The organism is Fibrobacter sp. UWH4 (assembly GCF_900142475.1).
In the GTDB taxonomy this organism is placed as follows: domain Bacteria; phylum Fibrobacterota; class Fibrobacteria; order Fibrobacterales; family Fibrobacteraceae; genus Fibrobacter.
Genome location: NZ_FRAY01000001.1, coordinates 17,574 through 42,450, shown reverse-complemented (window position 1 = coordinate 42,450; position 24,877 = coordinate 17,574). Strand labels below are relative to the sequence as shown.

At 53.9% G+C, this 24,877-nt stretch carries 16 protein-coding genes and 1 tRNA gene; 10 read left to right on the top strand and 7 right to left on the bottom strand.

Features of this window, described 5'->3' with window-relative positions:
* Window positions 1-182: 182 nt before the first annotated feature.
* The gene (locus tag BUA93_RS00150) at window positions 183-854 is read right to left on the bottom strand and encodes a hypothetical protein (protein ID WP_072976396.1); all 672 of its coding nucleotides are present in this window, start codon (window positions 852-854) and stop codon (window positions 183-185) included.
* A 332-nt stretch (window positions 855-1,186) separates the two neighbouring features.
* Between BUA93_RS00150 and BUA93_RS00145 the strand changes: the two genes are divergently transcribed.
* Window positions 1,187-2,824 (top strand): fumarate hydratase, encoded by a 1,638-nt coding sequence (locus BUA93_RS00145; protein WP_072976394.1) that lies wholly within the window; start codon window positions 1,187-1,189, stop codon window positions 2,822-2,824.
* Window positions 2,825-2,827: 3 nt separating this feature from the next.
* Here BUA93_RS00145 and BUA93_RS00140 read toward each other — a convergent pair whose 3' ends face one another.
* Entirely contained in the window at window positions 2,828-3,379 is a 552-nt protein-coding gene (locus BUA93_RS00140) for a pseudouridine synthase (protein ID WP_072976393.1), read from the bottom strand.
* A gap of 108 nt (window positions 3,380-3,487) precedes the next feature.
* On the opposite strand from BUA93_RS00140, the gene BUA93_RS00135 reads away from it, so the two are divergent.
* Window positions 3,488-4,525 carry an NAD-dependent epimerase/dehydratase family protein gene (locus BUA93_RS00135; RefSeq protein ID WP_072976391.1) on the top strand — a complete coding sequence of 346 codons (1,038 nt, stop codon included), beginning with the start codon at window positions 3,488-3,490 and terminating at the stop codon, window positions 4,523-4,525.
* Window positions 4,526-4,547: 22 nt separating this feature from the next.
* A complete protein-coding gene (locus BUA93_RS00130) occupies window positions 4,548-6,017 on the top strand; it encodes a tetratricopeptide repeat protein (protein ID WP_072976390.1) in 1,470 nt (489 codons plus the stop codon).
* Window positions 6,018-6,068: 51 nt separating this feature from the next.
* Here the strand turns inward: BUA93_RS00130 and BUA93_RS00125 are convergent, their stop codons facing one another.
* Complete coding sequence (locus tag BUA93_RS00125) at window positions 6,069-8,645, bottom strand: Ig-like domain-containing protein (protein ID WP_254793776.1); 2,577 nt, start codon at window positions 8,643-8,645, stop codon at window positions 6,069-6,071.
* Window positions 8,646-8,805: 160 nt separating this feature from the next.
* Between BUA93_RS00125 and BUA93_RS00120 the strand changes: the two genes are divergently transcribed.
* On the top strand, window positions 8,806-9,654 hold the full coding sequence (locus BUA93_RS00120; protein WP_072976388.1) for a TIGR02147 family protein: 849 nt from the start codon (window positions 8,806-8,808) through the stop codon (window positions 9,652-9,654).
* A 49-nt stretch (window positions 9,655-9,703) separates the two neighbouring features.
* Here BUA93_RS00120 and BUA93_RS00115 read toward each other — a convergent pair whose 3' ends face one another.
* Entirely contained in the window at window positions 9,704-11,734 is a 2,031-nt protein-coding gene (locus BUA93_RS00115) for a M6 family metalloprotease domain-containing protein (RefSeq protein ID WP_072976386.1), read from the bottom strand.
* Between the two features lie 227 nt (window positions 11,735-11,961).
* On the opposite strand from BUA93_RS00115, the gene BUA93_RS00110 reads away from it, so the two are divergent.
* Together BUA93_RS00110 and BUA93_RS00105 are read left to right on the top strand one after the other, a co-directional pair.
* A complete protein-coding gene (locus BUA93_RS00110; RefSeq protein ID WP_072976384.1) occupies window positions 11,962-12,786 on the top strand; it encodes a TIGR02147 family protein in 825 nt (274 codons plus the stop codon).
* 10 nt (window positions 12,787-12,796) lie between these two features.
* Window positions 12,797-14,377: a hypothetical protein gene (locus tag BUA93_RS00105; RefSeq protein ID WP_072976382.1), complete on the top strand. Its 1,581-nt coding sequence runs from the start codon at window positions 12,797-12,799 to the stop codon at window positions 14,375-14,377.
* 73 nt (window positions 14,378-14,450) lie between these two features.
* On the opposite strand, the gene BUA93_RS00100 is transcribed toward BUA93_RS00105, so the two are convergent.
* Window positions 14,451-15,353 (bottom strand): prepilin peptidase, encoded by a 903-nt coding sequence (locus BUA93_RS00100; protein ID WP_072976380.1) that lies wholly within the window; start codon window positions 15,351-15,353, stop codon window positions 14,451-14,453.
* A gap of 100 nt (window positions 15,354-15,453) precedes the next feature.
* On the opposite strand from BUA93_RS00100, the gene BUA93_RS00095 reads away from it, so the two are divergent.
* Both BUA93_RS00095 and BUA93_RS00090 read left to right on the top strand, forming a co-directional pair.
* Window positions 15,454-20,748 carry a carboxypeptidase regulatory-like domain-containing protein gene (locus BUA93_RS00095; protein WP_072976378.1) on the top strand — a complete coding sequence of 1,765 codons (5,295 nt, stop codon included), beginning with the start codon at window positions 15,454-15,456 and terminating at the stop codon, window positions 20,746-20,748.
* Window positions 20,748-21,209, top strand: coding sequence for a DUF6941 family protein (locus tag BUA93_RS00090; RefSeq protein ID WP_254793775.1), 462 nt, complete (start codon window positions 20,748-20,750; stop codon window positions 21,207-21,209). Before BUA93_RS00095 ends, BUA93_RS00090 begins: the two co-directional genes overlap by 1 nt.
* Before the next feature lie 66 nt (window positions 21,210-21,275).
* Here the strand turns inward: BUA93_RS00090 and BUA93_RS00085 are convergent, their stop codons facing one another.
* Window positions 21,276-21,908: a 4'-phosphopantetheinyl transferase family protein gene (locus BUA93_RS00085; protein ID WP_072976376.1), complete on the bottom strand. Its 633-nt coding sequence runs from the start codon at window positions 21,906-21,908 to the stop codon at window positions 21,276-21,278.
* A 38-nt stretch (window positions 21,909-21,946) separates the two neighbouring features.
* Between BUA93_RS00085 and BUA93_RS00080 the strand changes: the two genes are divergently transcribed.
* Together BUA93_RS00080 and BUA93_RS00075 are read left to right on the top strand one after the other, a co-directional pair.
* A complete protein-coding gene (locus tag BUA93_RS00080) occupies window positions 21,947-22,546 on the top strand; it encodes a hypothetical protein (protein WP_072976374.1) in 600 nt (199 codons plus the stop codon).
* A 55-nt stretch (window positions 22,547-22,601) separates the two neighbouring features.
* Window positions 22,602-22,675 (top strand) — tRNA-Val (locus BUA93_RS00075).
* A 337-nt stretch (window positions 22,676-23,012) separates the two neighbouring features.
* Here BUA93_RS00075 and BUA93_RS00070 read toward each other — a convergent pair.
* Complete coding sequence (locus BUA93_RS00070) at window positions 23,013-24,698, bottom strand: SLC13 family permease (RefSeq protein ID WP_072976372.1); 1,686 nt, start codon at window positions 24,696-24,698, stop codon at window positions 23,013-23,015.
* Between the last annotated feature and the right edge of the window lie 179 nt (window positions 24,699-24,877).

Here is a 24,877-nt window from a genome sequence, read left to right as displayed (position 1 = left end):
TTCGCATTTTGCTCTCAAAAAAGGCAAAAGTTGATGATTTAAGATACGCAATTTCGCATAAAAGTTTTTAGTAAGAAAAATGTAGAACAAAGTATAAAAATCTTTACAAAGGATGTACGCAAAAAAAAGGTCGACACCCGTAGGCATCGACCTTAACCGTAGGATTTTGCAAAAAGCGTTGATTAGTCCTTGCCGGTGAAGATAATCACGAGCACGGATGCCACGAAGGCGGCGGACACGATCAGGAATTCCCACGGGTTTTCCATGATGGTGGACTTGGCAGAACCGGCGGAGCTGTTTTCGAGAGCAGCCTGTTCTTCGGCCTTGGCCTTAGCTTCAGCTTCGGCGGCCTTCTTTTCTTCTTCGGCCTTGGCGAGAGCGGCGGAGTCAACCGGAGCTTCTTCAGCCTTTGCTTCGAGCACTTCGGTCTTGGCCGTATCGGCAGGAGCTGTCGTATCGGCGGCGGCTACGGCTTCAGCAGCAGGAGCGGCAGCAGAATCGGCCGGGGCTGCGGCAGCGGTAGAATCGGTTGCAGCCGGAGCAGCGGCTTCGGCCTTCGGAGCTTCAGCAGGAGCGGCAGCAGAATCAGTGGCAACAGGAGCAGCAGCGGCTTCGGCCTTCGGGGCTTCGGCAGGAGCAGGGGCCGGAGCGGCTTCAGCAGCCTTCGGAGCTTCGGCGGCGGGCTGAGCAGCAGGGGCTGCAGCGGGAGCCGGTGCGGCAGCTTCAGCCTTCGGGGCTTCAGCAGCGGGCTTGGCAGCTTCGGCAGCGGGAGCGGCGGCAGTCTTGGCAGCCGGGGCCGCGAAAACAACCGCAGAGGCAAGCATAGATGCGAGCATGAGATTCTTGATCTTCATAGTATTCCTCACTAGATTTTAAACTTTCACGTTGTAAAAAATAGTACAAATTTCGGCCGTTCGCCAAGTTTTTTATAAAAAAAGTTCAAATTGTCCGCCATTTTCGTCTTTTCGTCGGCATTTTGCAATTTTTTCGTACACCGTCAGGGGTAAAAGTACTCCATTCAGGCAGCTTTTTTAGGACGGATACTGCAAGAAATTTTAAATTACACACGTAAAATCAATGTGGAATGTGAAATGTGAAATTTATAATTAGTCATTACACAGCCCACACCTAACTCCAGTCCCTAGATCCTAACCACTAACCACCAACCACTAACCACTAGAACACTATGGCATTCAAATACGAAGCAACCGTCCAGCACGGTGAAGATACTACCGAATACGTAAATCTCGGTAAAGACGGCGTTTCCGTCGCCGAATTCGAAGGCAAGAAGATTCTGAAGGTCGCCCCCGAGGCGCTTACCAAGATTGCCCAGGCCGCCTTTGAAGAAGTCGAATTCTGCCTGCGCCCGGCCCACACGGCCAAGGTCGCAAAGATTTTGCAGGACCCGGAAGCTTCGGACAACGACAAGTTTGTGGCCCTCACCATGCTCAAGAACGCCTGCGTTGCCGCAAAGGGTATTCTCCCGTTCTGCCAGGACACTGGTACCGCAATCTGCGTTGCCCACAAGGGCCAGCAGGTCTGGACGGGCTTTGACGATGCCGAAGCCATTTCTGAAGGTATCTACAACGCCTACACCACGAAGAACCTGCGCTACAGCCAGATTGCTCCGCTCACGATGTACGAAGAAAAGAACACCGGTTGCAACCTGCCCGCCCAGATCGACATCCACGCCGAAGAAGGCGCCGAGATGAAGTTCCTCTTTGTGGCGAAGGGCGGTGGCTCTGCCAACAAGACTTACTACTGGCCCATGACCAAGGCGCTCCTCAACCCGAAGTCCTTGGAAAAGTTCCTCGCCGAAAAGGTGAAGACCTTGGGTACTGCAGCATGCCCTCCGTACCACCTTGCGATCGTGATTGGCGGTACCTCTGCCGAAATGAACACCCACATGGTGAAGCTCGCTAGCTGCGGCTACCTCGACGATATTCCGACCAGCGGTTCCGAAGGCGGCCGCATTTTCCGCGACCTCGAAATGGAAGAAAAGGTTCTGCACATTTGCCAGAAGACGGGCATTGGCGCCCAGTTCGGCGGCAAGTACCTGGTGCACGACGTTCGCGTGATTCGCGCTCCGCGCCACGCTGCAAGCTGCCCGGTTTCTATCGGCGTGAGCTGCTCTGCCGACCGTAACATCAAGGCAAAGATTGACGAGAACGGTCTCTGGCTCGAAAAGATGGAACACCATCCGGAAAACTACATTCCGGCAGGCAATGCCGTGAATCTCGCTCCGGCAGTTGAAATCGACCTTGACCGCCCGATGAAGGAAGTGCTCGCCGACCTCACCAAGTACCCAGTGAAGACGCGCCTCAGCCTCAAGGGCACGATGATCGTGGCCCGCGACATGGCCCATGCGAAGATTGCCGAAATCTTCGACAAGCAGGAACGCGGCGAAGAACTCACGGACGAAGAAAAGACCGTGCTCAAGGTTGTTTCTGACCACCCGATTTACTACGCCGGCCCAGCCAAGACTCCGGCAGGCATGCCCACCGGTAGCTTCGGCCCGACGACGGCCAACCGCATGGACCCGTACGTGATGCGCTTCCAGAGCAAGGGAGCCTCGATGATCATGGTCGCGAAGGGCAACCGCAGCCAGGACGTGACCGACGCCTGCAAGAAGTACGGTGGATTCTTCCTCGGCTCTATCGGCGGCCCGGCAGCTATCCTCGCTGAACAGAACATCCTCAGCAACGATATCGTGGCCTTCCCGGAACTCGGCATGGAAGCCATCCGCAAGATCACCATCAAGGACTTCCCGGCATTCATCCTCGTGGATGACAAGGGCAACAACTTCTTTGAAGGACTGATTTAGTAACTAAATTACTTTATCAGTAACAATTTTCCATTCCCCTGGTTGCAAGTCACCCAGGGGAATTTTTCCTATCTGCACGCGGATAAGGCGAAGTGTCGGGAACCCCACCGCCGCCGTCATGTGACGCACTTGGCGGTTCTTGCCTTCGATGAGCATAAGGCGTACCCAGCTGGTGGGAATATTCGCCCTGAAACGCACCGGCGGATTACGGGGCCAAAGCCAGTCCGGTTCTTCCGCCATTTCAGCCTTGCAGGGCTTGGTGTGATAACCCTTGATATCGACACCCCTGGCAAGCTTGCGCACCGCCTCTTCGGTAATTTGACCATCCACTTGCGCCAAGTAGGTTCGCGGGTGCTCAAACTTCGGATCCAGCAGTTTCTTAATCAGCTTGCCATTATCCGTCAGCAAGAGCGCGCCTTCGCTGTCATGGTCCAGACGCCCCGCCGCATAAACACCCGGCGGAAACCCGAACGTGTCGAGCGCCGCATGGCCCGATTCCGGCGTAAACTGGCTTAAAACGCCGAAAGGCTTGTTGAATAAGATAACCGTGGACATCGGGAATAAAGGTAGAAAATAGTTGGTAGAGCTTAGTTGGTAGAACTTAGAAGAATCATCCAAGCTCTAAAATCTAAGCTCTAAATTCTAATTGCTATATTATCTCACATGAAAATTCTTGTTACAGGTGCAGCTGGTTTTATTGGCTCCAAGCTCATGTTCATGCTCGCGGAACGCGGCGACGAAGTGGTGGGCCTCGACAATATTAACGACTATTACGATGTCCGCCTCAAGTACGGCAGACTCCGCGAAGGCGGCATCGAACAGCCCGGCGACAACTTCGCCTACGGCGCCATGGTGCAAAGCACCAAGTACAAGAATTGCCGATTCGTCAAGATGGGCATCGACGACAAGGAGCCCCTCGACAAGCTCTTTGCCGAAGAAAAGTTCGACAAGGTCGTGAACCTCGCCGCACAGGCAGGCGTACGCTACTCCATAACGAACCCGTATGCCTACCTGCAAAGCAACCTGGTCGGATTCCTGAACATCCTGGAAGCCTGCCGCCACAACCAAGTCAAGTACCTGGTGTTCGCCTCGTCCAGCTCCGTGTACGGCCTCAACAGCAAGGTGCCCTACAGCGAAGACGACAAGGTCGACAATCCGGTGAGCCTGTACGCCGCGAGCAAGAAGAGCAACGAACTCATGGCCCACAGCTACAGCAAACTCTACAACCTGCCTGTCGCGGGCCTGCGGTTCTTTACCGTATACGGTCCGTGGGGACGCCCCGACATGTCGCCCATGCTCTTTGCCCGCGCCATTTCCAAGGGTGAACCCATCAAGGTGTTCAACAACGGAGACATGATCCGCGACTTCACCTACATCGACGACATCGCCGAAGGCACCATCCACACACTGGACCATGTGCCCGATGCCGCCAAGTGCGCCAACAACGTGCCCTACAAGATTTACAACATCGGTTGCAGCCACCCCGTAAAGCTCATGGACTTTATCGCCGAAATCGAAAACGCTTACGGCGAGCCCGCCAAGAAGAACTTCTTGCCCATGCAGCCCGGCGACGTGTACCAGACCAACGCCGATACCACCAAGCTCGAAACCGAGTGCGGCTACAAGCCCCACTGGAGCCTGCACGACGGCATCGCCGAATTCATGAAGTGGTACAAGAGCGACAAAAATCCGCTCAAGTAATTTTTAACAATCAGTTTGGGATATGTTCAAAGCGACACTAAAGAAGCTGTTCCTTGATGGCCTCCGTCAACTCAAGCCCGTTCATTATATTGTCCTCGCCCTGATTCTAGGACTTGGGATATTCAACGCCGTCACAGGGGCAATGCCCTATATCAACCAACACCGCTACGAACGCGGGATTGAAAAGGCTTTCAGCAAATGGTGGGATAACGAAGGCGCCGAGCAGTTCAAGGCCGTCGGTCTGGAACCCACCGAAAAAATCCGCAACGAGGAATTCGAACAGTTCCGAGCGAGAGCGCTCGCCCAGAAGCCTTCCTATATCGTAGAAGACCGCATCGAAATCATGAAAAAGGATTTCCGCGAATGGTGGGAAATCAAGGGCGGTAAAGAGGCCTTTGCCGAAGAGCACAAGCGCTACCCCAGTGAATCGGATTTCCGTCGCGAACTGACGAAATGGATCAACAACTATACGGACAAGTTTACCCGCTACAATATGGCGTTCGTTCCCAAGAGGGAACAATACGGCAACCTGCTTACCAGCTGGATGCTTTTCCCGAGCGTGTGGAGCTACCTGGTTTTTGCCGTATTCTTTATCTTCGCCACCGTTCAACTGGAAAAGCGCTGGCAATGGTATATCTTGTGGGGAATCGTGGTCGGAGTAACCCTTTGCGGAGGAATCTTCGTTTCGATTCTTACGGGAACAAGCTTCTTTGATCACTATGATGGCGAACGCTACATGGGAATGAGCCTCACCATCGCCTTTCTACTCGGAGCAACTGCATTTGCTCCCCGCAAGGATATGATTTCGACGACAACTTCCGCAGTTTGCTTTGCGGGACTATTCCTAGACATGGCAATCAACTGGTTCGTGAACCCGGGAATCTTCGGGGCGGTCACCATTCTTTCGCCCCTTCTGTTCGGAGCAGGAGCTTTCGCCGGGACAAAGATTGAGACTCGCCGCAAGAACAAGCGAGAACTCAAACAGGATGCCCTCAACGAACGAGCACGTCGCGTCGCGAGCCGTAACCCGATGGCAGAAATGAAGGCGAAAACCCGCGCCACCATCGAGGCCGGATTTGCAAGCGCCAAACTCGGGCAATTCGACCAGGCTCAGCGTCAGCTGACCCAGGCGATGACCCAACTTTTGCAGGAACACCCTGTCGACGGGGAACTCGTAAAATCACTTGCCGAACGGATGACCAGCCCGACTCTCTACATTGAAATCATGAGCAACCAATGGCTGGAATGGGGCGAAATCGCCAAGGCGAAGAATTCCCCCGAGGCAGCCATCCTTCTTCTGAAGAAAGGCCTTTCGCGCGAAAAAGACAAGAACTTCGCCCGTCGCGCCCTTTACGTTCTAGGCGAGACAAGTATTACGAATAAAATAGAAATTGAAGACGGTGTTAAGCGTCTTCAAAAAGTAATCGAGATGAATGGCAATGATATGATGGCCAAACAGGCTCAGAAAATATTAGATAGTATAGGAAAATAATGGATTCCCTCCCCTATCGTGCTACGCACTCCAGGGTCGAGAATGACTATACTACTGTATGTAGCGGCGCTTCACTGCGCCGTTTTTCGTATACTCCACCACCATCACGCGAGCAGCAGGCATCCTTGCCGGTTTGCGTTCGCCAGCAAACAGCGGACGGCCCTGCATATCAAAGATACGGTAGAAACCCGTTTCGGCTTCAGTTGACAGGTTTATGCGTTGCGCAATCGAAGTCGTTCCGCTGCTGGATTCAATAACTTCGCCCGAAGAAGACTCCAGTTCAGTACTCGAAGATGATTCGGGAGCATTCGGGTCCGTCACCACGATGCGGCCGCTCTTGACAAAGGTCGAATCGTTGTTGGTTGCCGTGACGGTAAAGGCGAACTCGCCCGCCGCAGTGGGAGTGCCGCTGATAGAAATCTTGCGGTTTTCCTTGTCGATGCTAGTCGTAACACCCGCCGGGAAGCCTTGGGGCACGACCGTCTCGGCGCCGCTCCAGGTGTAGCAGAAATCTACAATCGGTTCGCCCAGATTGATGCTCTGGCTGCTGGAACCGGCTCCGCACTTCACGACTTCAGGATAGGCAGTCCCTTCGACAGAGAAAGTCACGAACGAAGACATCTGCGAAAGGCCCGAATTGTCCGTCACGACTGCAACCGCGGAATACACTCCCGGTTCAAGCCCGCTCGCGTCCACCTGATAGGGGGCTGCCGTCGCAGATCCGACCAAAGTATTGCCCACATAGAAGGCGACACTCTTCACGGAACCGTCGCTGTCCTTCGCGTCGGCCTTCAAGGTCACCGTCGCACCCACTTCGAACTTCGCACCCGACGCAGGGGCAGTCATCGAGACCGTCGCCGCCTTGTTGCTCAGTCCGAAAGCCTGGTTGTATTCGGGCATCTTGCCGTAGCGGCCACCCACGCCCGAGAGATTCGGGATTTCTTTCGGGAGATTTGCCACGGTACGCTTTTCAAAGCTGTAGCTCGGGTTGAATGTCGCCGCATTCGGGACCCCCTGCGTCACCGTACCGTTGTAGCGGTGCTGTTGCTTTGTCCCGCTCCCGAACGTGACTCCGCTAAAGTACACGTAGCCGTTGTCGCCCCATTCGGCCAGATAGCCCTGGCCATTATCGATATAGCTGTTCTCGTAGCGCACGTAGGCCTTCGCGTTTGCGCTATGGCCGTTCGCACCTGCGATAAAGAAGCGGTTGTAGTCCACGTACTGGTTGTACAGATGCACCTGCGAACCGTTGCTTTCGCCCGTCACCTTCGGCACGCGGCCGTAAGTATTGTGCCAGTAGTTGTTCGCGTATGTCAGATGAGCATCTTCGACAAGTGCCATGTAGGGGTCGGTACCCCAGCAGTTGAAATCGTTTGCGCCGTCAAAATCCAGGTAACTGATAGTGGCGTCGTCCACGAATTCCATGTCCATGCCGTCACTGATCCATTTGTAGCTGATGTGGTCTGCCCAAAACTTTTTCACGTGGTTCGATGCGGAGCCCACCGTCTCGAGGCCGTCGCCGCCCTCGATCAAGTGCGGGTTTACGTCGTAAATGGCGAGGTTGCGATAGATGTGGTTTCCGGACCCTTCATAACTACGCACCACGATGGAAGCTCCACGCAGGTTCGCACCGCGGCCCATGCCCACAAGACTCTTGTTGGGCTTGGTGGTAATCCAGTTGCTCCACGCCTGCAGATTATCCGACTCCTTCACGATTTCGAGTCCGGATTCGCCGAGGCTCGCGCAACTGTTTTTCTCAAAGGCGATGCGGTAGAACTTGTTCGTCTTGCCCGTCACGCGGTTCTTCTCGCTGCATGTCGTGCGGCACCAGGTACGCCCCTGCTTGTTCGCCTCGGTTACCGCATTGCGCATCTGCCTAAAATCGTAAGTACCTTCGGGCACAAGAATCGTCACGGCATCGTTACTCTGCAGGTACTTGCGGATGGTTGCCGAGTCGCTTGCCACCACGATGTTACCCGCATCGCCGCCGGTGGTATTGGCGCCGAAACCTTCGGCCTTCACGTTGAATGTGAAAAGCAGTACGGCCGTCGGGTCGGTTTCTGCACCGCTCCAGATCCACTTGGCCTGCGTATTCGCGGCAAATCCCGTAAGGGCCGCCCCGCTCGGGAGCTTGTTGCTCGCATAGTTCAAAGTCGTAGCACCGCCCCACTGGCTAAGGTCGCGGCCCTTGTTTTTCCAGGAGTTGTTGCCGACGGTCGGTTTGGCCTTCCAGCCGCTGCCGGAATAGTAGGACTTGTCGAGGTCATCAATCTGCACCATGACACCGGGAGCACCCTGGCCGTTCACGCCCACGACCGAAATCGCGTTCTCGCCAGGGAGGAAGGTCATCGGAACAAAACGCACACGACCCGCCTGGTTGTCTTCGGCAAGGAGCGCGCCATTGTGGTAGAGCCTGTAGCCGCCATCGGCCACAATCCAGATGCCCGGACCCTCGCCCGCGTTGTACGTCGCGGCCACCAGCTGCGAACCCACCTTGTCGCCGCCGCCATAAGCAGCATCCGTCGGCAGACTCACCACTTCGCTCACCGGAACAGCGGCCTGCACTGCAGAAATTCCTAAAATTGAGACAACGCCCACCAAGGCGAAGCGACCAAACATTTTTCCCATATCTTTCATATCTGTACACCCTTTTTGTGTCCATAATCTAAATTTCGCATCAATCTTTTCAAAGCTATTTTTGACAACCGTCACATTTTGCGTTGTTCCTGGACAACGGGAAAACATTAAAGGAATACTTTCAAGTAGATAATTTTCTTACATTTAAAGCATGGCCGAAAAGAAACCGACAAAAAAAATCTTCGAGTACCTGGATTACCGGGAATTCTTGAAGGATTACTACAACGCAAAGAAAGAGGCTAACCCCGCCTTTTCTCTCCGCGTATTTTCGGACAGGATCGGTTTCAAGGCAAAGGACTTTATCAGCCGCGTGATGAACGGCGACAAGAATCTGTCAAACCAAAGCATTCCAAAAGTTGCCTCGGGGCTGCGCCTCGGCAAACACGAAACGGAATTCTTCGTCGCGCTCGTCAAGTTCAACCAAGCCGAAACCACCGAAGAAAGGAACACCGCTTTCGAAGAAATGCAGACAACGCTTAAGGTTGTCCGTTTCGCCGAAAAGCAGCACCTGCTCGGGCACGCCCAGTACATGGTGTATTCGGATTGGCGTCACCTTACCGTCCGTAGCCTCATCGGACTATTCGGTTTTGACGGCGACTTCGAAGCGCTCGCCAGGCGGGTGCATCCGCATATCACCGCCGACGAGGCGAAAAAATCGGTAAAGTTGCTTGAAGAATGCCAGCTGATCAAGAAAGACGACAACGGCAAATACATCCTGACAGAAAGCGCCATTACTACCGGCGACCGGACCTCTAAACTTGCTCTCCGCGGCTACCACCAGCAATGCCTCAAGCTTGCCGCCGACTCTATCGACCGCGACCCTCCGGGCACGCGCCACATTTCGGGACTCACGCTCGGCATCAGCCAAGAAGGCTACGAACGCATTGTGGAACGCATCAACGCCTTCCGCAAAGAAATCGCGCTCCTCGCCGAAGAAGACGAAGGGAGCGATAAGGTTTTCCAGCTAGAATTCGCGTTATTCCCCGTCGGCGGGAAATAAATCGCCACACTGCTCTTCGCAAATATGCAGGGGCATTCTCTTCCGTTTATTAGATTCTTTTCACGGCAACAAGCTTGTTACCCACGCTCAGCCGCACGATATATTTTCCGTGGCTGAATTTTCCAATTTCAAGACTAGTCGAATTCCCGGAAAATTTTTCCGAATGGAGCAGATGTCCCTGCAGATCGAACAGCCGCAATTCCTTGAGGCCAGCCACTTCGGTCTGCACGTAGAGCAAGTCGCCGTCAAGAACCATCTGGACTTGCGGCGCAGCGCCGACATTTGCGGCAAAGCCCATCGTCTCGGACGAGCTGGATTCCAGCATTTCACTAGAAGAAGATCCCGCCTCGACCTGACTAGAACTCGATTCCTCGCTGCTAGAACTTTCGACCTCGGTGCCGGAACTATTAACCTCGCTGCTGGAACTTGCGACAGAAGAACTTGATTCTTCGGGACATGCCGTCAAAGAGATTTCCTGCGAAGTCGTAAAGCACGCCCTGTCGTCGCCATCGAGCACAATATTGTAAACGCCCGGCACAGAAGACGTTCCGTTCTTATTCACATAAGTAAAGTCCACATAGTAACCTTTAGCCGCAAGCACCGACTTGAGCGCTACACGTTGGTGATTGATATCGCCATTTGCATTATTGTTCGTCACACAAATCGTTTTATCGTAATCGATATACCACACATACACGCCATTTCCGCGTTGGTTCCAACTGATCGAATTCTTTATATACGAGTCGTAAGATTCCGCCGGACGGTATTCGACAATGTAATATTCATCATTCTGGTTCGGGTTCGTGACAGAATACGCCTGCATCTCGCTCAATTTTCTGAGGGAGTAAACTTGGTCGGCTTCTAACTCAGTCAGTTTCAGCCAACCCATAATTTCTTTTTCGTACGCGGAATACCCCATTGGCGCATTGCCTTCGTTATACGAAGTTCCGTTATACATGCCAAGCGACATAATATCGTATGCCCCCGGACCATTAACCTGCTGCTTATTCGCATCCTTACCATAATGATCGTTTAAACCCATTACATGGCTAAATTCATGGGCAAAAATTCCCATCTTATTGATTTTGGAATTCCTTGAACCATCTGCATATTGGGCAATAAACAAGTATTTGTCAAAGGTATAGCCACCCGCCTTGTATGCCGACGGATACCAGCCAGATGACGACCCGTTGCTCTGCATCCAGAACTGGTGTCCCCAAAAGATTTGACTCTGCTTGAGAGCGTCTTCTTCCATGCCAGGGAAAAGGAATATAAACCCGTCGACATTAGAATTTTTCATGCAATATTTTTTTGCGTTCGCCTGGAAATCAGCGCGTTTCGCCAACTCCGTAAGGCCTTCCGCAGTAAACTGGCCTTCCTTAAAGTTGTCGCCGGAGCCATAGTCCGTCAACGCCTTATTGAGCTGGATCGGGTACACGTCGAAATGCGGCGAAAATAGGCTATCCGACACATACAAGAAATAATCTCGCAGGCTTCCGATGTTGTTGTTGACGTTGTAGCCCGGCTTATTCAAAAAATCATAGAACGCCGCCGAATCGCCATAATTTTTATCGGTAGTCCCTATCAAGAGTACCGGGAACCAACGTTCCCCAGTCGTCCATTTTTCCGAAGTCGGACGACGGAGCATCACCGCCGATACTCCATCCTGATTGTACGACATCAGGGGAACATGGCTAAAATTCTCGTTTTCGTTCAGTCCTTCTTCCTCGGGAAATCGGTCCCCATTCAGTTCTTGGTGCTTCTGACGAACCGCCTCCTGGTTTAAACCGTTCAAGAAAGTCTTTTCTTCGGGAGTGCGATCAGCGACATTCTTGGCAATAACGTCGCTCGCCAAGCCATCTTCGCCCACGTACACATAGCTGCCATCGCCATTGCCCATAACCAGGTAGCCGTCAGATGTTTCGGCATAATGGTAATGTTCATCGCCAAAATGGCGAATCGAAACGGAGCTACCGTCTTTGTTGGAAATAGTCTGGAATCCCGGAGCAGCCGGACGAGCACTCACCTGCGAGACCAGAGCGCACGCCGCCACTATATATACAAAAAGCACCTTTTTCATTTCCCAAAATCCTCATCTCTAAAATAATCCATTTTTTACCAAATTTTCCAGTTTGCCGTAGTAAAAAAGTGTTATCATCTTGCAAAAAAAGCTAAAAAAAATGCTCATTTTCGTTAATTCGGTGTAAAAATTCCCGATTTTTCCCAAAAATGTGAGCCGCGCTACATGTTCTCAAATTTTTTTGAGTTACCATACACAATTCCAATAAAAAATCTATATTAGTTACCGTGAATCGCTATTTAGACATTTATCAGTTTACTCACTTTCGCAAGTTCCTGGAAGAATACCAGGCGGTCCGCGCCAAAGCGGAGCCGGGCTTTACCCGTACCGAAATTTGCAACCTGCTGGGCCTCGAAAAGAGCCGCAGCTACTTCGCCGATGTTCTCAGGGGCAAGAAAGTCAGCCCCCGCATGGTGCAAAAATTTATCGAAATTCTGGAACTTGACAAGAAAGAGGCCAAGTACTTCGAAACCCTGGTCGAACTCGACCAGGCCAAAAACGAAACGATCCGTAACGCGGCGATGCAGGAGCTCTTGAAGCAGCACCCGAACCCGCAGCATATCTTAAACGAAGACGCCTACGAATACTACAGCCACTGGTACAACAGCGCCCTTTTCGCGATTCTAGACGCAATGGATGTCGGCGACGACATGGCCCAGGTTCAAAAGCGGATTTTTCCGAAGGTGCCACTCGGAAAGCTCAAGGACTCGCTTGCACTCCTGGAGCGCCTCGGACTTGCACGCAAAAACGAGAACGGCTTCTGGAAGCCCACCAAAGAAAGTATCAGCAGCGGCCCCTACAACAACGCCGAACTGATCAAACAATACCAGCTGCAGTGCTTCGAACTTTCGAAACAGGCCCTGATGACGCCACCCAAGCAGCCGACCGTCATGAGCACGCTCACCTTCAGTATCTCGAGCGAGGCGTACAAGAAACTCGAAGCCGAGCTGCAGGAATTCAAGGCGAAGGCGAGACGCATCATCGGCGAAGATCAAGAAAAGGCCGACGGCGTTTACCAGATGAACATCCACCTGTTCTCAAATTTAGACTAGGGGGCGACAGATGAATAAAGGACTTTTCAAATTTTATCCGTCCCTCGCCGCAGCGGCATTCTGTTCGCTTACAGGGGCAGTCTCACTCCTTACCGCCTGTAGCGACAGCACAAGCACCGCGGGCGTGCTTACCGAAACAGAATCGGGGCAGACTGCAAGTTTGACCATCAGCGTCAACACGAATCTTGAAGTTGGCGCCCCCTCCGAAATCAGTAGTCGCCCCAGAGTCGCCTTGATGCGTACCGCTAACGACCGCAGCGAAATCATAGACTCCGCCGTCACCGACACGAACAACGAAGTCACCTTCAAGAACGTGCCCTACAGCGATTTTAGCATCGTGGCCATGGGTATGGATCCTTCCGGCGCCGTCACCTTTGGCAATATCATCACCGACAAAATTCTTGAGTCCAAAGAGTTGCTGAACGACACCGGGTTTGTAGAGACCCACCTCGAGATCAACCTTTACGAGACAGCAAAAATCAGGCTGAACGCAGCGGCACTCGAGATTGCCCCGGGCGACTCTGTCTGCATCACGGGCACCCTGTCTTGTGGAGTCTACGACAAAACCGCACAGGAATCCGGATACATCAGCATCGAGAATATTCCGGCATCAACATATTCTGACTCCTACGTAGACTATGACCAGGTCGAAATTATCCATGACGGAGCCGCCCGCAAGGATACCGTCTACTGGCGTGTTTTCCCTGGAGACGACCGCACCGCCAACAAGAACGCCGTCGTCGATATTGTCTCCGAATGGTCCTTCACGCTCCCATCCATAAGTCTTCTCGACAGCCTCCAGGACAAGACGCTCGATTCGCTAATCGCACCGATTCCAGTCAAAAGGCACGTCACACAAGACGACTACATCGTATGCGCCTTCGGGAGCACGACCACATCCGACTTCATGGACAAGAGTCAAAACAGCCTTCCCTGGAGCAATTCCAACTACAGGGGGGCAGACTCCATCACCACCTGGGTAATGCTTCCGCCCATGGATTCGGCAGTCACCATCTACAAGGTACACGGAGAAATCTACCCCCTCGCGGCAGCCACAAACCGCATCCAGTATTCAGACTCGTTCGCCTCGGGCGACACGCTGTACAGGGCAACATTCTCCGAAGATTCCAGCTTAGCAATCGGATTCTGGATTCACGCCGTGGGTACAGAAGACAGCACTCGCCACAGCATTCTTTCCCTGGGTTCAGAAAGTACCGGTTTCAAAATAGCCCAATGCGAAAGGAACGCTGAATACGTCTGTTCCAGGATTTACAGCGGGCTCGATTCCGCCGCGACAGACAGCGTCATCTACGGCAAGGCGAAAATCCTTGACGGCGAAAGGCACCACGTTTCGTTCGTCATCCACAAGAAACACCTCGCCATCGCCATAGACGGAGAAACAATCCACGATACCGACCTCAAGCTTTCCAGCGAATTCTACGGTCTCTCTGGAATGCTGGTCGGCGACTATCCGCTAGAAAACCTAGTCGTCCATTCCTTCGGCAGCTACATTCGAAAGGATGGCGAAAAAGACTGGACCCGCCTCAAGGCATGGCTCAAGGCCTTCTACGAAATGCAGAAAAACAATTAAAGCGAAATGCTCGCGGTTTCGCGAGCATTTTTCACATCAAAAGCAGCAATCAATCCGTGCTGTGCTGCCGCTCTTATTCGCCGAGAACGAATTTCATATAAATGTCCTTCAGCGCATCGCCCCACAGATACATAAACGGGGCGGCCACTGCGAGGAACGGGCCGAAAGGAATCTGTCCGGCGCCTTCGTCTTCCGCCTCGTCTGCGGAAGCTTTTTTATTTTGCGAAACCTTATTTTGAGCAGCCTTTTTAGCGGCACGGCGTTCGGCAATCTTTGCGTACGGCACCATAATCAAGATGCCAAGAATCGAGGCGACCACCAGCACTTCGACCGCACGGGTAAAACCCATAATGGCTCCGAAACCAGCGAGGAGCTTGACATCGCCAAAACCCATGGCGTCTTTGTGCAACACCTTCGATGCAACAAAGCCCAGCAGGTAAAGGCCACCGCCGGCAGCTACAGCGCCCACAATGCTTTCGACAGGGGTGACGCCCCCCGGAATAAACGAAATGACAAGCCCCGCGACAATGCCGCCCACCGAAATGGAATCGGGAATTAACTTGTACTTAAAATCAACCGCGCTCACCGGATAAATGCCGAGCAGGAGCCAGAAAAGCGCCAGGGCGTCGGCCCACACTTCCATACCCTGCACCGGGGCGGTAAAGTTCGTCGTGAATCCGGTCGCCGCATAAAGGGCCAGCGCACCGAGCAAGCCGCAAATACTTTCGCCAATAGGGTAGATGATACTGATCGGTTGCTTGCAACAGGCACTCTTTCCGCGCAGAATCAGCCAGCCGACAATGGGCAGGTTGTAATACAGCGGAATATGCTTCTTGCACAAGGGGCAGTGCGAAGGCGGATTGATCAGCGAAATTCCGCGCGGCATGCGGTACACGATCACGTTGTAAAAGCTGCCGACACAGGCGCCCAGCACAAAAAACACCGCAAGATGATACCAAAGAGGGATTTCTTCCATAAAACAAGCTCCATCGGTGCATTTTATCACACACGCTTTACGAATAAAAAAGATAGATTTAAAGTGTAAAAAATATCTTGATTTTAATTGAGGATGTGCTATGCGTGTACCCCATTTTTTGTCTTTTACCCTTGGCCTGAGCGCCATGATAGCCCTTTTCGGCTGTTCCAGGGAATCGTCCGTCAAGGAAAACGTGAACCTGAAGAACAACCACTCCCGCGTTTTCATCTTTAACGAGCCCATTCCTGATGCGCAGGCATTCGCCGACTCCATGGCAAACACGGCCGTCGTGGAAGCCGACACCATACCCGACACGCTTACGGTTACCGTCAACGACACCGTCTATATGATAGGCCTCCTCCCCTACCATGTCGACAAGATTTACCGTTTCCAGTGGACCCTTACCGACAAGAACGGCAAGGACACGACCATCATCGGCGGCAACGCCAAGCCCCAAGCCTGGGCATACGCAAAACCCGGACTCTACGAGCCCAGGTTTGTCGCCTTTGACGGCAACAACGCTACCGACACTTCCGGTACGGCCACCCGCAAGGCCTGGGTCAAGGTCATCGACACCAAGCCGCTTTTGACGGTTCCCAAGGACACCCTGTGGACCAGGCACGACGGCGACATCACCTTCCCGATTCTCGCAAGCGACTCCTTCGGAACCATCGTGAACATCAAGGTCGACCTGGATGCCAGCGGAAAGGATTCCGCCAAGGTCTGGAAATACGAGACCTTCGAAGACAACGACTCCCTCTACCTCACCATCAAGAATAGCGACGCCAAGATAGACTCGCTCGGAAACCAAAAGATTTACGTCATCGTAGCAGACGACGATGGCAATACGACCAAGGACAGCGTGAACCTGCACTTCAACCGCATCCCGAAACTCAAGATTATCTACCCGCAGGACGGCGCACGTCACAACATCAATGACCGTTTCTACTTCTTCTACGAAGGTACAGACGACGACAACCCGCAGAACCTGCAATACTTCATTTACGCCCAGGTCTCCAAGAACGGACAGCCGCCCCAAAAGGCGTTCACGCCGGACGACCTGATTGCCGCCGAATTCACCTCGAACATTTTCGAACCCATCAACCAGCAAGGCAAGAACGTCATTACCCTGATTAGCGATCCGAGCAAACAACTGACGGGCCGCATCTACTGGGACATGTACGTTACCGACGGTTACGACATCGTCCGCATGGAACGTATCTCGACCGGCGAAGGATCCAGCCGCCCCTGGAACTTCTACATCGGCGACCTGAGTTCGACGCAAGGAACCTTCTCGGGTACGGCCAAGTACCAGGCCCGCAGCAACCATGCGGGAATCCACGTGGAATTCAGTAACGGCAACAAGACTTATGACGCCTACACCGACGAAAAGGGTAACTACTCGGTGAAGGTGGACGCAGGCGCCTACACCGCCACCGCAAGTTCCGATTCCGCCAAGGAATACAAGTCCGCCACACTCAAGGACCTGTTCATTGAATCGGGCAACACCATCATGAACGACGAAATGCTGCTGAAGGACACGGTAGCGCCGGTCCTGCTCGTGAAAAACATCGACACGCTGACTAGCCGCGAATACAATTTTGCCATTTACGCCCGAGACCTGGGATCGTTCCTGGACACCGTCACCGCCGCTATCGACGGAAAGGCTCAGACTCTCAACTGCAGCAAGGACGACAACGCCGTGTTCAACTGTCCGCTCGCCCTTTCGGGCCTGATGGACGGAGAGCACCAGTTCAACTACTCCGCAAAGGACAAGGCCGGAAACACAACCACCCTTCCCACCCAGACTATTGTCGTAAAGGCGACCTCGATGACCCTGAACGTGAACGGGGCCCAGAACGCCCGCATCGGAACAGACGGAAAGTTCGACTTCACTGCGAAAGTGATTGGCGCCTTCCCGGCAGCGGACTCCGTCATCTGGACATGGGATGTGGGCAACGGAGCCACCACCAAGAAGACGAAGGTCCTCGATGACGGTACCACGACCTACAGCCTCGACTATAGCGAGGCATCCAGCGCCAAGCCGGGCGAAGACTATATTATGACGGCGGAATACAAGAGCAACGGAGCCAATGTCAAGACGCAGGTCAAATTCGGTATCCTGGGCGATGATCCGGCAGTCATCTTTACTGAGCCCGCATTCGACGACACCGTAAGCCTTAACGACCCCGTCCACTTTAAGGTCGAAGCCTACCTCGGCAAGGCATCTACCGAGCTCCATATTGAATGGGCCTGCTCCGGTTCTGCAAGCGCCTGCCCCGCAAAAGACGTGAAGGAAGCGGACATATCCTTCAACGCAGTCGGATTGCACACCGTTACAGTCACGGTGAAGGACCAGGATGATAAAACCTCCTCAGCTGCGACCACCGTGACTGTCGTAAACGATCCGCCAAGCATCAACGCTTCCACCGAAAGCAACTCCAACGAATACAAGATTAATTCTATCGTGACGGTCAAGGCTTCCGCAAGCGACAAGTTCGGAACCATCAACAAGATCGAATGGGGTTGCAGCAACGGCATGGTCGTCTTTGACCACGACACCACATTTAGCGTCCCCCAGAAATCGGTCAGCGACATTCCGCTCAAGTTGCAGCTCCCCGGAGCCGAAGTCACGAACCACCGCTGCATTTTCAAGGCCATCGACGATGACGGAGAAGAAGGCCTCGACACGCTCCTCTTCACGACCCTGCTTGACCTTCCGACCGTACGACTTTCGACCAAGAAGGACACCGTAAAAATCAACAGTTCACAGACGCTCAAGGCGAACGCGACGGACAAGCTCGGCTACATCGCCGCCTACGATTCCGCCTGCAGCGACAACCTTTCCGAACTCAAGAACCCCAGCTGGGGTCCGATGAACGGCCCCGAAGCAGTCGTGCGTATGCCCTCGACGGCAACGAACGCCTACTACTGCGTGGTACAGGTCACTGACGACGACGGCAATACCGCCCGCGACACTGCCGTATACAAGGTCATCGTCGGACTTCCGACCGTAACGGCCTTTGTCAACTACAACAAGGTCACCATCAAGGATATCGTAGAACTGAACGCAAACGCACAGGACTCCCTCGGCACCCTGGTCAAATATGAATGGGGTTGCGGATCGGCCTCGGCAGAAAACATCGGATTCACCTATTCCTCGCCTACCACGCCGCGGACCACCATGAACATGCCTTCGTTACCCCAAAACGGATACAAGTGCATTGTCCGCGTCACCGACGACGACGGCAATACGGCCAAGGATACGGTAACCATCGACATCATTTTGGCTCCGCCCACCATCAAGGTTGCAAACGACAACCTGACAGTCCGCGAAGGCTACAACATCGCCCTGAACGCAACGGCAAGCGACAACAACGGACTTCCCTCGGATCCGGGTTCAATCGCCAAGCGCGAATGGAGCTGCGGTACGCCGGAACAAATTGCTGCCAACTTGAAAACCGTCAGCGACTTTGACACCGTCTGGAAAGCACCCGCCGCACAGGCCAATTTCTACTGTATCGCCCGCGTGACCGACAACGACGGCAACACCGCAAGCGACACGACCAAGATCAGTTTTTCGACCGAAGTCCCCCTCATCTGGGTCAAGGACGAAGTCATCTACCTGAACCCCGGCGACAATTTTGAACTGGACGCTTCGGTCAACGACGTATGGCAGGGCATCGACTGGTTCACCTGGGAATGCAAGGAGAAGGCGACCGGCAAGACCATGGAAAACAAGGTCACCAAGTACGACTACGCCGCGAACCACCAATCCTTCAGAATCGGCAAGGACTCCACCTACTCCGAAAAGGGGAAGGACATGGTCTGCGTGATTTCGGCTCAGGAAACCAGCACCAAGGTGACCTTCAGTGACTCGACCGAAGTCCGCCTGATGCAATACCACCCCGTAGGCGTCATTACCGCGGCAGACACCGTCTACCTGTGGAGCGGCGATGAAGCTGCCGATGACGCGGCGCTCTATTTCTACACTCCGGAATGGGGCGGTTTCAATTCCAAGCTCGGCGACCTCGGCGACAAGAACATGCAGGATTTCCGCTGGAAATTCAGCAATGTCGACAACAACTTCTACCAGGGCCGCGCGAACGGAAGCCTAGATACCAACATTGCCGAATTCAACACGGCCTTCACCCGCAGGACAACCGAAGGATCCATTACGATTACGCTGGATTACCGCGACAGCAGCGCCGAAACGGTCTCGCCCGGCTTCCTCAGCCGCCACCGCGCCGCCGAAGTCAGCCGCACGGTCTATTTCAGCAAGGCATGGAAAAACCAGGGCAAGGACACCGTTCTTGCGGCATCGACCGTCAACACCTCTCCTGCACTCGCCATTTTCAACGACAAGCCGGTTGTCGCCTACCTCGAAAGCAAGACATCAGTCGCGGCGAAACGTTTTGACGGAACAAACTGGAACAAGGTCGGCGAAACCATCACCCTCAACGATTCCGTGACGCAGCTCAGCGTTACCGTACACGGCAACGCCCTCTACCTAGCCGCACTCGAGAAGACCGGAAAACTTTCCGTATACAAGTCCGCGGGCGCAACCTCGTCGTTCGCCAAGCTCGGCGCCACCTTCGAAAAAATCAGCTTCGCAAAAATCGTGAGCAAGGAAAGCGACAGCTATCCGCACGTCGTGGTAATTGCGAGCGACGACCAGAAGATCTACATGTACGATTACAGCGGCAGCGCCTGGAGCAAGAATACCAAGTTCGGCAAATTCGACGGGAACCAAAAATACCGCGAACTCGATGCAACCTATAACAGCGACGGTAAGCTGATTGTGATGGGCGTTACCACCGATTACACCGCTTACTATGGACTATACAAAACCGACTACTCGCTAATCAAGTGGAATGGCTTCAGTGCATATAATGTAAGCCAGCCAAAACTCGTTTGTGACGAATCAACAATCTACATGGGTTTCCTTAGCCGTGACGTGAATACCTATGGGCCACGAATGGGCAAGGGAACTATCTCTAACAACGAAATCTCCTGGATCAAGACTGGCAGCACATTCGCTAGCACGCCCATTAACGAAGGCATTCTCGCCTACCACTTGAGCCTCGCCATCTATAACGGAGTCATCTACGCCGCCATAGACGACAAGGGCAAACCCGAACTGTCGCAGGTCCATGTATACCGCTTCGAGAACAACAAGTGGCTCCTGCACGGCGAGAACCAGTTGCCCTACTTCAAGGCTGTCTTCAACGAAACCAAGGGCTACTACCTGCGCGGATCGTTCCCGATGCTCGCCGTCGACAATTCCGGCAAAGTCTATGTATCTATGCTTGCCCGCGAAAATGCGGGCGGCGCCAACCGCAACAACGGCCCGCTCGTGATGAAGTACGTGGCCGACAACTGGGAGATTAAATAATGAATATCGAAATTGCTGCAATCTGTGACGCCGCGACCGCCAACGGGTCCGGAGGCCGTCTGAATATCCTTGGTGCATTCGACCGAATCTTTGCAAAATTCCCGCTCGTAATCCCGCAGTGCTCCACGGCATTCCGTATCCGTTACTCGCGCAGCGAAGCCGGCATGCACGACCTGACGCTTGCATTCGAGGATGTGTGCGGCAAGCCGATCGTACCCCCGATGCAGTCTAAAATTCCGCTGGAACCTGTCGCCCAGGGTTTCGATACCGCCGCGGTGAACATGGTCCTGAACCTGCAGCGCCTCCAGATCAAGCGCCCCGACAAGTACATCATTCGCCTGATCGTCGACGACGAAGAACTGGCAAGCCTCCCGCTGTACGCACTCGAAGCCCCGCAGCAGCCGGGAGGAAACTCTCCTGACGCCCCCATCGCAAGTGGCGAACAGGAACTGCCCAACTAATTCAATTTTTCAGAATTCGGAATTCGTAATTTGGATTTTGAATGAATCCCCGTTCCGAGTCCGGAATCAAGCGGAAACGGCGAGGCAGAGAGCGGCCTTCATAGGAGCTCCGACAGCCGAGCCGTCCAGGTCGACAAAGTAAACTGAACGATTCGGTGCATCCAGGTGCACCGGATTTTTTAGCATATTGCGCCGAAGAGTACCTTCAAAAAACTCGCCGCCCACGCACTTGTAGAAAGCTTCCTTGCGGCACCACAGACGGAAAAACTCCCGCTCGGCTGCATGTTCGGCGAATTCTCCCGACGATGCCGTCAGCGACTTTACGAGGGAAGCCTCTTCGGTGCTGAAGAACCGTTCCGCGAGGTGCAGTCGCCGAGGGGAAAATCGTTCCAGGTCCACCCCGAGACGCAACCCTAGAGAGCCTCGTCCGCCAAAAGCCACGACGCAGTAACCGTCCGAATGCGTCCAGTTCACGTCAAAATCCAGCTTCGGAAATTTAGGACGCGTATCTTCTTTGGATTCCACGATATCCGCAGCGGTTACAGGCTCGCCCACATACTCCGACAGAATGCCTAGAATGACCGACCGGTGGTCCGGTTTCTGCACGAATCCCGCCAAATGCACCACCCCCAGAGGAGTCTCCACATCGAGTCTCCGGATGGTACGGGAATCGCTAGAAATGGCATTGATGTCGTTCATAGGAAGTCTAGCACAAAGATAATTTCTAGTTTAGGGGCATGAATCCAGGTGCAACGGCAAAGACCTCTTTTGCAAGAACGGCTCGGCGTACGACAAGCGCTTTCTTGAGCGCTTTAAGCACCGTATCATGCCTCACGCTAGCCCTGCTTTGCAGCTGCGGAGACATCAATAGCAGCTGGGAAGTCAAGGGCGGCGGCTACCTCAAGTACACCGTCAACGGGAACGGCCCCTACAGCATCGATCTCGCCAAGAACGACGTGGAACCGCCCTTTTACGTGAACAACAGCCACCACTACTTCTATTTCTGCTCTCAAATCAATGAAAGTAAGCGCGGCGACCAGATTTCGCTGATGGTCAACAATCCGCAAACCGGCAAGGCCCTCACGCCCGTCGCAAGGGCCAACCTGAGCGGAAGGTTCCAGTACGTCACCTGGATGCGCGAGGAATTCTCGCCAGAAGCGCCCCTTATCGAGGACAGCAGCACCATCCGGTTCGACGAAATCATCGGGGATTCGCTCTGGACCGCCCATTTTGACCTCTATTTCAAGGATTGCCGCTCCGGCTCGTGCATCGACAGCCTGCCCCCCGTACATGTCAACGGACGACTACGCTACTGGGTTCCCGCCTCGGAGAGATAGTTCGTCAAAACCCCTTGACAAACGAAAAAGCCTTTTCTATATTTGGTCTCACCTCGGTCGATTAGCTCAGTTGGTTAGAGCGCTACCTTGACATGGTAGAGGTCACAGATTCGAGTTCTGTATCGACCACTGAAAGAACCTCGCTTTTAAGCGAGGTTTCTTTTTTTGTTTTTGGGGCAAAGGGAGAAGGCTCTCCCTACTTTCAGCCACAACTCAGCCTGCTCCACACGCTCACATGGCCTCGGCCTTCGGCCGACGAATGTTCGCTTTGCGGACAGGCTTCGCCGTGGCTTACAGTACCCACTCGCCTAAGGCGGACAGCACTTGGCAACTTGTTGCCTTAGTGCGCATGGCCACCAGGGTGGGGCTCTGCCCTTAAAATCCCGGATGCAGCGATTAAACGCAAAGAAGCCGCCCCTGCGAGGCGGCTTCCTAAAGCATCATTCCGGCTTTGCCGGAATCCTAATTACTTAGCAGCGGAGTCAACCGGAGCTGCAGCCTTCTCTTCAGCAGGGGCGGCAACTTCAACCTTAGCTGCGGCTGCGCTATCAACGGCGACAGCAACGGTAGAGTCCGCGGTGGCAGCGCTATCGGCAACAGCCGGAGCGGCAGTGTCAGCAGCCGGGGCAACGACCTTTTCAACGGCGGCAGGAGCAGCAGGAGCGGCTTCAGCGGCCTTCGGAACCGGCGTACCGAAGAAGTTCACCTTGGCAAGGAGGATCATCATCACCCAAGAAATCACGAGACCACCGAGACCCATCACGATACCGGTCTTCGCCATGCCGTTAGTGTCGGTGTAACCCGTAGCGTGGGCCAAGGCGTTAGGCGGCGTCGAAATCGGGAGGCTCATACCGAGAGAGCTTGCAAAGGCGACAGAAACGAGCAGGGCGGTCACGCCACCGAGGCCAACGAGGTTGTCCTGGCAAGCAATGCCCACGGCGCAAAGAATCGGCACGAGCAAGGTCGCGGTAGAAGTATGGCTCATGAAGTTCGCCATGAACAAGCAGATGATACCGCAACCGATCATGAGGGCGAGCGGAGACCAGCTTGCAAACGGAATCGTCTTGATCAAGTGAGCGGCAAGGCCCGTAGCGTTGAGGCCAACACCCAGAGCAAAACCACCAGCCACGAGCCAGAGCACGTCCCAGCTCATCGCGTTCAGGTCTTTCTTGGTAATCACACCGGTCAAGGCAAACACGGCCATCGGGATCATAGCAATTGCGTTATCGTTAATGCCGTGGACACCCTTACCGGTCACCCACAAGACAACGCACACGACAAAGGTAATGTACACGATAATTGCTTTCGGGCTGGTATCGAACTTGCCGGCGCCTTCGATCTTCAGGACCATTTCCTTCATCTTGATCGGGTAGATCTTGAGGAGCAAGAGCCAAGCAATCACCATCAAAACAATCACGTACGGAATACCGAAGGCCATCCACTGACCGAAGCTCACCGGGTTTGCGACCAGGTCGCCACGGGCGATAGCGTCGTTCAAGGCGCCGAGGGCAATCGCGTTAGGAGGCGTACCGATCGGGGTACCCATACCACCGATGTTGGCTCCCAGCGGAATAGCGAGGGCAAAGGCAGCTTTACCGCGGTCATCTTCGTCGAAGAGCTTGAGCACCGGAGCGAGAATGGCAAGCATCATGGCAGCGGTTGCGGTGTTGCTCATGAACATGGAGAACACGGCGGTAATGAGCATGAGGCCCAAAAGCACGAATTTCGGGTTCTTTCCGAAGGGCTTCAGGAGCACGCGGGCGAGGTTCAAGTCCATCTTGTACTTGGTGGCTGCAGCAGCGAGGAAGAAGCCGCCCAAGAAAAGCATGATGATCGGGTTTGCAAACGTTGCCATAATGGACTTATGGCTGATCATGGTCACGCCGTCCACGCGGAAAGGCGTCAGGGCGGAATCAGACATCGTCACGATCATGAGCACGATGACAAGCATCGAGGTCGACCAGATCGGGAACGGTTGCAGGATCCAGAAGAGGGCCGCCATCACGAAAACGCCAATCACGCGGATTTCGAGCGGGTTCAGGATTCCCATGGGGCTTGCGGCATCGAATCCGAGGGATTCGTAGGGCAAGAAGAGGGCGACGATGGCAAGCACCGACGCGATGATGAACTTGATGAATTTAGCCTTTGTCATAGTGCGGCCAAATTTAGAAAAATGCCGCCCTTATGGCAAGATTACAGGAATACTACTAGTGAGCCACAAGCGATTTGTATTAACAAATCGTGGAGGCGAGAGCGAGGCGATGTCATAGGGTTCCATAAAACAAGAGCCGAGCGGTCTGTAAGGGAGAAGACTCTCCCTGGTTGCAGCCC

What these genes read in the sequence shown, in the direction of transcription:
- BUA93_RS00150 (WP_072976396.1), bottom strand. Translation starts at nt 854, where the DNA reads ATGAAGATCAAGAATCTCATGCTCGCATCTATGCTTGCCTCTGCGGTT.
- BUA93_RS00145 (WP_072976394.1), top strand. Translation starts at nt 1,187, where the DNA reads ATGGCATTCAAATACGAAGCAACCGTCCAGCACGGTGAAGATACTACC.
- BUA93_RS00140 (WP_072976393.1), bottom strand. Translation starts at nt 3,379, where the DNA reads ATGTCCACGGTTATCTTATTCAACAAGCCTTTCGGCGTTTTAAGCCAG.
- BUA93_RS00135 (WP_072976391.1), top strand. Translation starts at nt 3,488, where the DNA reads ATGAAAATTCTTGTTACAGGTGCAGCTGGTTTTATTGGCTCCAAGCTC.
- BUA93_RS00130 (WP_072976390.1), top strand. Translation starts at nt 4,548, where the DNA reads ATGTTCAAAGCGACACTAAAGAAGCTGTTCCTTGATGGCCTCCGTCAA.
- BUA93_RS00125 (WP_254793776.1), bottom strand. Translation starts at nt 8,645, where the DNA reads ATGGGAAAAATGTTTGGTCGCTTCGCCTTGGTGGGCGTTGTCTCAATT.
- BUA93_RS00120 (WP_072976388.1), top strand. Translation starts at nt 8,806, where the DNA reads ATGGCCGAAAAGAAACCGACAAAAAAAATCTTCGAGTACCTGGATTAC.
- BUA93_RS00115 (WP_072976386.1), bottom strand. Translation starts at nt 11,734, where the DNA reads ATGAAAAAGGTGCTTTTTGTATATATAGTGGCGGCGTGCGCTCTGGTC.
- BUA93_RS00105 (WP_072976382.1), top strand. Translation starts at nt 12,797, where the DNA reads ATGAATAAAGGACTTTTCAAATTTTATCCGTCCCTCGCCGCAGCGGCA.
- BUA93_RS00100 (WP_072976380.1), bottom strand. Translation starts at nt 15,353, where the DNA reads ATGGAAGAAATCCCTCTTTGGTATCATCTTGCGGTGTTTTTTGTGCTG.
- BUA93_RS00095 (WP_072976378.1), top strand. Translation starts at nt 15,454, where the DNA reads ATGCGTGTACCCCATTTTTTGTCTTTTACCCTTGGCCTGAGCGCCATG.
- BUA93_RS00090 (WP_254793775.1), top strand. Translation starts at nt 20,748, where the DNA reads ATGAATATCGAAATTGCTGCAATCTGTGACGCCGCGACCGCCAACGGG.
- BUA93_RS00085 (WP_072976376.1), bottom strand. Translation starts at nt 21,908, where the DNA reads ATGAACGACATCAATGCCATTTCTAGCGATTCCCGTACCATCCGGAGA.
- BUA93_RS00080 (WP_072976374.1), top strand. Translation starts at nt 21,947, where the DNA reads ATGAATCCAGGTGCAACGGCAAAGACCTCTTTTGCAAGAACGGCTCGG.
- BUA93_RS00070 (WP_072976372.1), bottom strand. Translation starts at nt 24,698, where the DNA reads ATGACAAAGGCTAAATTCATCAAGTTCATCATCGCGTCGGTGCTTGCC.